This is a genomic window from Microcoleus sp. CAWBG640 (assembly GCF_020883015.1).
Taxonomy (GTDB): Bacteria; Cyanobacteriota; Cyanobacteriia; order Cyanobacteriales; family Microcoleaceae; genus Microcoleus; species Microcoleus anatoxicus.
Genome location: NZ_JAHRFC010000001.1, coordinates 1 through 9976 on the forward strand (window position 1 = coordinate 1; position 9976 = coordinate 9976).

At 46.2% G+C, this 9976-nt stretch carries 6 protein-coding genes and 1 pseudogene; 3 read left to right on the top strand and 4 right to left on the bottom strand.

The window, feature by feature from the left end:
* A pseudogene (locus AAFP11_RS00005) lies at window positions 1-138 on the top strand (photosystem reaction center subunit H); the annotation flags it as partial.
* A 194-nt stretch (window positions 139-332) separates the two neighbouring features.
* On the opposite strand, the gene AAFP11_RS00010 reads toward AAFP11_RS00005, so the two are convergent.
* The 4 genes from AAFP11_RS00010 to AAFP11_RS00025 form a co-directional block, all read right to left on the bottom strand.
* On the bottom strand, window positions 333-1856 hold the full coding sequence (locus AAFP11_RS00010) for a helicase C-terminal domain-containing protein (protein WP_341735154.1): 1524 nt from the start codon (window positions 1854-1856) through the stop codon (window positions 333-335).
* A gap of 22 nt (window positions 1857-1878) precedes the next feature.
* Window positions 1879-3405, bottom strand: coding sequence for a pentapeptide repeat-containing protein (locus AAFP11_RS00015; RefSeq protein ID WP_341735155.1), 1527 nt, complete (start codon window positions 3403-3405; stop codon window positions 1879-1881).
* A 78-nt stretch (window positions 3406-3483) separates the two neighbouring features.
* Complete coding sequence (locus AAFP11_RS00020; RefSeq protein WP_341735156.1) at window positions 3484-5046, bottom strand: pentapeptide repeat-containing protein; 1563 nt, start codon at window positions 5044-5046, stop codon at window positions 3484-3486.
* Window positions 5047-5123: 77 nt separating this feature from the next.
* A complete protein-coding gene (locus AAFP11_RS00025; protein ID WP_341735157.1) occupies window positions 5124-6689 on the bottom strand; it encodes a pentapeptide repeat-containing protein in 1566 nt (521 codons plus the stop codon).
* A gap of 553 nt (window positions 6690-7242) precedes the next feature.
* Here AAFP11_RS00025 and AAFP11_RS00030 point away from each other — a divergent pair.
* Window positions 7243-8094 carry a prephenate/arogenate dehydrogenase gene (locus AAFP11_RS00030; RefSeq protein ID WP_341735158.1) on the top strand — a complete coding sequence of 284 codons (852 nt, stop codon included), beginning with the start codon at window positions 7243-7245 and terminating at the stop codon, window positions 8092-8094.
* 89 nt (window positions 8095-8183) lie between these two features.
* A partial coding sequence (locus tag AAFP11_RS00035) for an APC family permease (RefSeq protein ID WP_341735159.1) occupies window positions 8184-9976 on the top strand: 1793 nt, incomplete at its 3' end.

The window sequence follows — 9976 nt, forward strand, 5'->3', positions numbered from 1 at the left end:
GTGGAATACGAGTACGAGGATGATGTGGAAGCCGATGCTTGGGCTGATGATGAAGCGCCGAAGCCTTACAAGGCTCCTCGCGTGAATATCCCTGAGAAGACTAAGACTCCTGAATACGAAGAGGAACCTGGTTATTAAAAGTTCTGTGAATCCATCGCCATAATTCCCGTAGATACTGTCGCCAAGACAGTATCTACCTAATCACCTAAAATCCTCTCTTCATAGTCCCGTATTCAACACTCTCTTCTCTTCCTTCGCGTCCTTAGCGCCTTCGCGGTTAAATCATTCCGATACAACCGGAATTGATATCAATCATCTTAAGGCAGGCTTTATTACGCCTGAGTTAACCAAGTAGTATCCAAATAATCAATCCTCGCAAAGGGACTCATCGCCGCTAAAATTTGCTGTCCATAACTACGGTAAATCACTCGGTTGTCGAAAATCGCCACTACGCCCTGTCTTTCTCGCACAGGTGCGATCGCCCTTTGTAACTCATTCAACGCCGCCGGCAACAAATACAACCGAAACCAATCCTGACGCCGTTCCTTATAATAAGCCACCCGCGCCATCACCACAGGATTTTCCATGGAAGGAAGTGGTAAAGTGGCGATCGCCAGTAAATGAGGGGCGCTCAATTCCCCCTGATTTTCCCGCCAAAATTCCCAGCCAGTCACCAAAATCCCATTCTCCCCCACATCTGTGGTTTCTACCCGCACCCTCGAACCAAACTCAGAAGCCAGCCTCGTGGCCATTCTAGCCTTCAGCGGTACATCTCCCACAATCAGCACCGTTAAACCCGCCACGGACAAACTCATAAATAGCAAAGTCCGAATTTCCTGAATTAAAACTCCCTGAAATTCCGGCGTATTTGGTAGCGGCAATCCGTCGGGGATGTAAAGTTGAATTAATTCGCTTTGTCGATCGGGCGAAAATTTAACGCTAGTCAATTCTGGAAGTCCCAGCATTTGCCGAAAAATCGGCGCCTTTGGTTCCAAATCCACCGCCCCACCAATCAACACCACTGGCCGATCCTGCCAAATTTTGCCCAAAACCTCCGCCACCTGCACCGGCGCGCAGTACAGAGAAAATGACCCAGCCTCACGATTGATTTGGGCCCACCTCAGTTTTCCGTTGCTTTCCCACCGGTGCCAAAATTTGCTCCAAGCAGCAGGCATCGGGGTGGAAGACTCGATCGAACGAAGATTAATCTGTTCAAACAGCCCCTCCAAGATATTTTGCTCTGGGGTTTCTAGCAAATAGCACTCATCCGGCTTAGCTGGATGCTGAAAGCAAGCTCGTGTTAACAACACTCGCCCTTGCAGGATAGCATCGGCTTGGCTGGGTACAGCCAACATTAAGTCATTCCAATCTCCCGGATGCAAACACACCGTCAATTGCTGGCGCGTCCAAACTTCCAAGTCGTCTACACCGTCAATAATTGTCGGAATTTGGCTCTGTGGTTGCGCATCACTCCCCAAGTGCGATGCTAACCAAGATTGCGGCTCTACTAGCATGAGTCCTGAAAAATCGGCATTTTGGTCATTAGTGGCGATAGGGCGATCGGTTTCGAGCCACTCTTGCAATCGAGGGATTTCCACTGCTTTCAAATACTCGATCGCCCGTGGCGGAGCGACTAAAATTACAGGTTCGGGCCACATCAAAATCGGCATCAAATAACTGACTCGATACCGTTGTTGGTGAGCTCCTGCGGGGAGCCCTGTTTGAATCAGAGCGCTGCGCCCCAAACGTAAAGCCCGCGCCACCAGACGCGCCATCGTTAAATGATGTGGCCAGTGTGGCTCGGAGTGCGATCGCAGGAAACGGAGCAGCGAGTTGTGGACGTCTACCTCAATCAATTGATTTTGCAGTTAAGATTCCTCAATCAACATAATCAAAACTTGCCATAAAATCAACTAATGATTGACCCACAGACACACTGAACTTACTGCTGCGATGATTTTGACCTCGCTTACCAAAATTCGGGTTATGATGTACAATCAAACTCTGCATTCCCGAACTGATTAAAATAGTTTTGGTAGGTGAATCAAAAAATTTAGTTTCATATTCAGCTTTTTTTGCTAACACCAATTTCTTGACCTCTCTGATATTATTTATAGCAGCATTCAATTCTTTACACAACTGCACTATCCGTTTTTTACCCAGATCTTGATTGAGAATTTTTTTGCCAATTTCTACAATATTTTTATGAATTTCTATAGAGTCGTCAAAAGGAAGAACTGCTAAAAAAGCTGATGGTAATAAATGCTCATCGCTCTCAAATCTAAAAGTGATTGTTGTCCGACGATAGTCAATTTCAATATTGGGAGAAGAACTCATTGTCGGATAATACCGAGCTATTTCGTAGTAAGCTGTTGCTAAAGCGGTGTTTGCTGACGGGTCTAACAGGGCATCAACTACAATTTGTACTAGCGCCGGTTTGTGATTTAAAAATTTTATCGATTCTGAGGGGGAATTAAATTTTTGAATCTGAGTGCGATCGCCCCTAGGGCTGAGATCGACCCATTCGCACGTAATGTCATCTACTTTCACCCCAAATCGCGGCAGCAAATAAATTTTTACCCCTGTTAAATTTGCTCCCGTCAAATCAGCACCTACCCAATCGGCGTGCATCAAATTTGTTTCGGTCAAATCAGCGTGAATCAAACTAGCATTTGCTAAATTAGCATTGCTTAAATCTGCTAAATTCAAGTTAGCACCACTCAATTGAGCATCGCTCAAATCAGCGCCGTTGAGATTAGCACCGCTCAAATCTGCCCAGGTAAGGTTGGCTCCGCTTAAATCCGCGCCACTGAGATCTACCTCCTGTAAAGAAGCTTGTCTCATATCCGCATTGCTAAAATTAACTTCTTTAAGCTCTGCTTTAGTCAAATCAGCCCCATGTAAGTTAGCTTCTTCAAAGTTAGCTGATGAACCAGAGGCACCTCGGAGGTTTGCACCAGAAAGATTAGCACCACTGAGGTTAGTACCGGTAATTTGTACCTCTCTTAAATCTGCTTGAGTCAGGTTAGCTCCGGTGAAGTTAGCTTTGCTGAGTTCGGCTCTGATTAATTCACTTCTAATCAGGGATGCTCCAATTAATTGAGCTTCTGTTAAGTTAGCTTGCACAATGTTGGCAACATTAATAGTAGCGCCATTTAAGATTGCTCGCGTCAGATTGGTATTGCTGAGTCTTGCCACATTCAGATTAGCTTCTGTCAAGTCACATTCGCTCAAGTTAGCACCGCCGATGTTGGTGACAAATAAAGTCGCTTTTCTCAAAATTGATTGACTGAGATTGATCCGACTAAGATTTGCTTCATTCAGGTTGATTTCCGTAAAATCTCTGTTGCCTTCTGTGTATTTTTTCACCAGTTCAAATCTATTCAGAAGTGCTGCTATTTCCATTTTCTTTACCTTAATTATGCTAGAATTTACTTGGCATATACAAATAAATAAAAATACTTGAGACTGAATTGATGATATCTAATCACCTAGTTGATAAAAGCCTTTAATAAACTCAACAACCGTGTTTATAGGTGGAGTTGTGAGTCTTTGGGCTTTAATGGTAGGATTAATTGCCGTTTTATTTACCCCTGGTAAATTTATCAAATGTCTGCCAAAATCTGGGTGATAGTGAACCATCAAACTTTCGGCACTGGAATTGGAAAGTATAGTTTGGGTCGGAGACTGAAAAAAAGTCGATACAGTTTCATTATCCAGGCGCACAGGCTGAATTTTCATCTCTCCTATTTTTCTAATAGTTTGGGTCAAAGCCACGCTCAATTGCGCTACCAAGTTGGAAACTCTGACCCCAAGGTTATTGCCAGTTTGTGGTTGAATCATCCTCAGTAGAGTGATAATATTTTTCTGAGTAAATGCCGCGTCGCTAAAGGGAATGATGGCAACGAAGGCAGTGGGAAAGAGTTGTTCGTCCTGGTCAATTCTAAACGATATGATGGTGCGTCGGGAGTTAACTTCGATACTAGGAGGATTGCTCAAGCCTGGGTATTGGCGGGCAATTTGGCGGTAGGTGGCTGCCAGGATAAAGTTAGCGTTGGGGTCTAGGGGTCGATCGACAATAATTTGCACCGTAGGTGGCGTAGCATTAAAATACTTTTGAGCTTCTTCGGCAGTGAAACGCTGAATATGGCTGCGATCGCCATTGGGACTGAGGTCAACCCAATCGCAAGTAATATCATCTGCTTTCAAACCAAATCTCGATACAGCGTAAATTTTTGCCCCCGTCAAAGCAGCACCAGTCAAATCAGCACCTACCCAATCAGCATGAATCAAGTTGGCTTGGGTCAAATCCGCGTGTACCAGAGTAGCATTCAACAGGTTGACATTACTCAAATTGGCTCCGTATAAATTGGCCCCGCTCAACCTCGCTTCACCGAGGTCCGCGCCAGTCAGGTTAGTCCCACTGAGGTCAGTCCAGCGGAGATTAGCACCTCGTAAGTCGGCACCACTGAGGTTAGCCTGAGACAGATTAGCTTGTCTGAGTTCGGCATTGCAGAGGTTAACTCCTCTGAGATCAGCCCTGCTGAGGTCAGCCCTGTGCAAATTTGCCCGTTCCAAGTTAGCCCCCGTGAGACAAGCACCTCTGAGATGAGCTCCGTTAAGGTCTGCTTGTTCTAAATTGGCTTCTCGGAGAGTTGCTTCTCTCAAATCTGCTTCGCTGAGGTTAGCACCGCTGAGATTGGCATTGCTAAAGTCGGCTCGAATCAGTTCAGCCCTGATCAGTGTAGCTTCCACCAGTTGAGCCTCCCGGAGGTCAGCTCGAATCAAATTAGCTACGTTGAGGATTGCACCACTGAGATTAGCTTTGTTGAGATTAGCACCGCTGAGTCTAGCAACATTGAGCTTGGCTTTTCTGAGATTGGTGCCACCGAGATTAGCTCCGCTCAAGTTAGTCAGGCTTAAGATTGCTTCGGTGAAATTAGCCCCGCTCAGATCGATTCTGCTGAGATTGGCTTCGCACAGCAGGATGGCAGTAAAATCCCTTTCTCCTGCTGCATATTTGGCTTGGAGTTCTGCGGCGTCCATGCTGATCTATCTCCTAGATTTTTTTAGCGATCGCAAAGCTTTAGAATAAGCAATTTTGGCAATTTGAGGCAATATGCTTAGACATCAATGTTATGGAAGCCTTTGATAAAATCTAAAACATTACTGAGATTAGTCTGAGATAATTTGCTACTTTCCACGAACTTGCCTGATGTTGAGTTATTGGGGTCATATTTTTTAATCAGGCGCTTGCCAAAAGCTTGGTGGTGATATACGCTGAGCCTTTGGTCGCGGGAATTAATTAATATCATTTGTGTAGGTATCTGAAAGAAGTTGATACTGGCCCCTATTTTGGGAAAAGAATTAGATATTTTGATTTGATCTACTTTGCTGATAGCTTGGTTGAGGGCTTTGCTGGAATGTTGGACGTGTTTGGATTCTTTGACATTGAGATTGCCTGCATCATGGGATTGAATCATTTTCATCAAGGCTATCAGATTTTTTTGAGTGATGGCCGCGTCGTTAAAGGGAATTATGGCGACGTAAGCGGTGGCGAATAACTTATCATCACTGTCCATTTTAAAAGCAAGTGTGGTGCGCCTAGAGTTGACTTCGATGGTTGGTGGCTCGCTTAAACCAGGGTATTGTTGAGTAATTTGGTAATAAGTTGCAGCTAGTGCAAAATGAGCGCCTTGGTCTAAGGGGGCATCAATCACAATCCGAACTGTAGGCAAGGAGGAGTGAAAAAACTCCTGGGTGCCGCCTCCGGGATTTAGCCAGTAAATTTGGCTGTGATCGCCGTTGGGACTGAGGTCAACCCACTTGCAAGTCATGCCTTCGGTTTTGATACCGAGCCGGGAAACAGCGTGGAGTTTGGCTCCGGTTAAAGTGGCACCGGTTAAGTCTGCCCCAATCCAGTCGGCTCGAATCAGATAAGCATTGGAGAGGTCGGCGTGGACTAAGCTGGCATTGAGCAAGTTAGCGTGGCAGAGGTCGGCTCGGCTCAAGTCAGCACCGCTGAGTTTGGCTTCGCTGAGATCCGCCCAGCGGAGATTGCAGCCGCTGAGGATAGCCCAGCGAAGGTTAACCCCGCTGAGGTCGGCCCCGCTGAGTATAGCTTGAGTCAGGTTGGCTTGTCGGAGTTCTGTACCTCGCAAGTCTGCACCGCTGAGGTCGGCTCGGCTGAGGTCGGCCCCTTGCAAGTTTGCTTGTTCCAGGTTTGCCCCAGTCAAGGATGTGCCACTGAGGTTTGCACCTCGAAGGTTGGCTTGGCTGAGGTTAGCTCCCCGCAGGGTGGCTTCGGTGAGGGTGGCACCGCTGAGGTTTGCACCACTTAGGTTGGCACCACTGAGTTCGGCTCGAATCAGTTCGGCTCTGATCAGTTTGGCTCCTGTGAGTATGGCTCTTTTGAGGTCAACTCGCACTAGGTATGCGACGTTGAGGTCGGCGTCGGTGAGGTTGGCTCCACCGAGATGGGCTCCGCTGAGTCTGGCGATGTTGAGTTTGGCCCCGGTGAGGTTGGTTTTGCTGAGGTTGGCTCCGCTGAGGTTGGCGACACTCAGATTCGCACCCTTGAGGTTGGCTCCGCTCAAGTTGACTCCGCTGAGGTTTGCCTCAGTCAGGTTGATACCGGCAAAGTTTCTCTCTCCGGTGGCATATTTTGTAAGGAGTTCCTCGACTGTCATGGGGACGGCACCCTATAGAAAAAAGATGGAAGACTGAGAACCGTTCTGTTAAATTTATCCAAAGCTGTTTAAGTCTAGACTTAACTGGACCAAGCTAGTTTTGGTTTTAACTTCCTGCTTCATCGCGGTCTAAGAATTACTGTTACTCTTGTCGAGCCGCTCCACAGGCAATCTTGGTGGAACTCACCATTTCTGACCTTTCTGGAATAAATTTATTCTTCAACCATCTGTCTGTGTTTTTCGCCGCATTTGAGCCTCGATGAAGTAGTCGGATTTAAAATATTTACTTTTGCCTAAAAAGTAATTGAATGATTATAATACAATTGGAGTGGCGATCGCTCATTTTTGAGAAGATTCAGTTTGAATCATAATTGTTAAAATCAACAAAAGACCAAAAGTTGCTAGCCCTAGCGTTAAAAAGAACGCGGTTTTACAGGTAAATCCCCCCAGAAACTACGCCTTACCAAAATCCTGAGTTTGACAAGAGACAGGCAACGGGGTTTTATAGTCAAGAGTGCGTCGAGCACCAAACAAATGTCTCCATTTTATAGTTATGAATATTGGTATTGTAGGATTGGGTTTGATAGGCGGGTCGATCGGGCTGGATTTACGATCGCGCGGTTTTTCGGTTTTTGGGGTTTCTAGCCGGGAGCAAACTTGCCACAGGGCGATCGCCCGCGGTGTTGTGGATAAAGCCAGTGTCCATCTGTCTGACATGGCAGTAGCCGATGTGGTTTTTATATGCACGCCCTTGGGGTCGATCGAGTCGATCGCCCAACAGTTAGTACCTCATCTTTCCCCTGATACTATTCTAACTGATGTGGGTTCGGTAAAAACACCCATAGTCCAGTCCCTATCATCTCTGTGGCCAAATTTTGTGGGGGGACACCCAATGGCGGGGACTGCCGAGAGCGGAATTGAGGCGGCGGTGTCGGATTTATTTGTGGACCGGCCCTATGTGGTGACTCCCACTGCTCAAACGCCGGTGGCTGCGGTGGAAAGGGTGGAGGAGATTGCTCGATCGCTAGGTGCTAAAATTTACCGCTGTGGGCCCGCAGAACACGATCGAGCTGTGGCTTGGATTTCTCATTTGCCAATCATGGCGAGCGCGACACTGCTGGCGGCCTGCGCCAACGAGAGCGATCGGGATATTATTAAGCTAGCGCAACATTTGGCCAGTTCAGGCTTTCGAGACACCAGTAGGGTTGGTGGTGGGAATCCTGAGTTGGGAGTGATGGTAGCCAAGTACAATCGAGTGGAATTATTGCGATCGCTCTGGATTTACCGCGACTGTCTCGATACATTGATTGGCGATATCGAGGCTGAAGATTGGGCAACTCTGGAAAACAAGCTGAACCTGACTCAAGACACCAGAAGCAGCTACGGGTTAAGCAATTCCAACTAAAAAGTTAAAAATTAAAAACCTACGTAAAAATTTACTTGCTAAGGTCGCAGTCTAGATTATGATTGTCAACGTCTATATATTGGCTTTCAATGTATACTTATTCTCGACTCAAGCGAGTTTTACTGGGTGAATCTCTACCTACCAGTGCATCTGTTCACGAACGGTTGAGCAACGCTACTGGATTAGCTGTTCTTGCTTCCGATGCACTTTCGTCTGTTGCCTACGCTACTCAAGAAACTTTGCTGGTATTATTACTAGCAGGTAGCAGCAGTTTGAGCTTATCCTTGCCTATCTCTGCAATTATTATTTTACTCTTGGGGATAGTAGCACTTTCCTATCGACAGACGATTAAAGCTTACCCAAATGGCGGTGGTGCATACATTGTAGCGCGAGAAAACTTGGGTATTTATCCAGGTTTAATTGCAGCGGCTTCCCTGATGATTGACTACATTTTAACTGTAACTGTGAGTATTTCGGCTGGGGTGGCGGCCTTAACTTCCGCAGTGCCGGGATTGCAATCCTACACGGTGGAAATGTGCTTGTTTTTTATTGTCCTGATCATGTTTGCCAATCTCAGGGGATTGCGGGAATCTGGCAAAATATTTATGGTTCCTACCTATGCGTTTATCGTAGGCATTTTTATCTTAATTTCCTGTGGTTTATATCAACAAGCCACAGGTCACGTTTTGCCAAAATTAGAAAATATTCCCGCCTCTGAACCTTTAGGATTATTTCTGATCGCCCGCGCCTTTGCTGCTGGTTGTACTGCCCTGACTGGAGTGGAAGCTATCTCCGATGGAGTGTTGGCTTTTAAGCCTCCTGAATGGAAAAATGCACGACTGACTTTGACCTATTTGGGGGTAATTTTGGGAGTAATGTTTTTGGGAATTAGTTACTTGGCTCATATTTATCAAGTAATTCCTAGCGAACATGAAACCCTACTTTCGGTGTTAGGAAAAAATATTTTTGGATTGGGTGTATTTTACTATTATTTGCAGGCGGCAACTCTGTTGATTTTGCTGTTGGCGGCGAATACCAGTTATGCAGATTTTCCGCGACTTTGTTATTTTTTGGCGCGAGATGGTTTTTTGCCCAGACAGTTGTCGCTTTTGGGCGATCGCCTGGTTTATTCTAATGGAATTACCCTGCTGAGTCTCTGCGCTGCATTTTTAATTGTCATCTTCCGAGGCGAGACTACGGCGGTGATTCCCCTCTATGCAGTGGGAGTTTTTACTTCTTTTACTCTCTCTCAGTCGGGGATGGTAATTCACTGGCTGAAAGAGCGGGGGAAAGGATGGCAAGCTAGTGCTGTGATGAACGGTGTCGGTGCATTGGCAACATTGTTAGTTTTGGGTGTAATTATCGCCACCAAATTCCTGTTGGGGGCTTGGGTTGTGGTAGTCACTATTCCGATCGTGGTTAGTTTATTTTTAGCTGTTCGGCGGCACTATCGGTATGTAGCTGCTCGTTTGAGCATTCAGGGAGTAGAACCGAAGTCCTATCCTCCCAGACCTACAGTTAAGGTGGCAACACATCCGGCGGTGGTATTAGTAGGACAGTTGCATCGGGGAACTTTGGAGGCTCTTGATTATGCTCGTTTAATTGCTGATGAAGTTGTGGCCGTTCACGTTGATATTGGTTTGACAGATAGAGCTAAATTAGAAGCATCTTGGCAAGATTTGCAGTCTGATATTCCTTTGGAAATTTTAGAATCTCCTTATCGTTCTGTGGGTGAGGCTTTGACTCACTTTTTGACTTTGTTTGAAGCACAGCGGCCGGGAGTTTTCTTAACGCTAATTATTCCGGCTTTTGTGACGCGAAATTGGTGGGAGGGATTGCTGCATAATCAAACTGCTTTCTTTTTGAAGGCGGCTTTGCGGGC

What these genes read in the sequence shown, in the direction of transcription:
- AAFP11_RS00015 (WP_341735155.1), bottom strand. Translation starts at nt 3,405, where the DNA reads ATGGAAATAGCAGCACTTCTGAATAGATTTGAACTGGTGAAAAAATAC.
- AAFP11_RS00025 (WP_341735157.1), bottom strand. Translation starts at nt 6,689, where the DNA reads ATGACAGTCGAGGAACTCCTTACAAAATATGCCACCGGAGAGAGAAAC.
- AAFP11_RS00030 (WP_341735158.1), top strand. Translation starts at nt 7,243, where the DNA reads ATGAATATTGGTATTGTAGGATTGGGTTTGATAGGCGGGTCGATCGGG.
- AAFP11_RS00020 (WP_341735156.1), bottom strand. Translation starts at nt 5,046, where the DNA reads ATGGACGCCGCAGAACTCCAAGCCAAATATGCAGCAGGAGAAAGGGAT.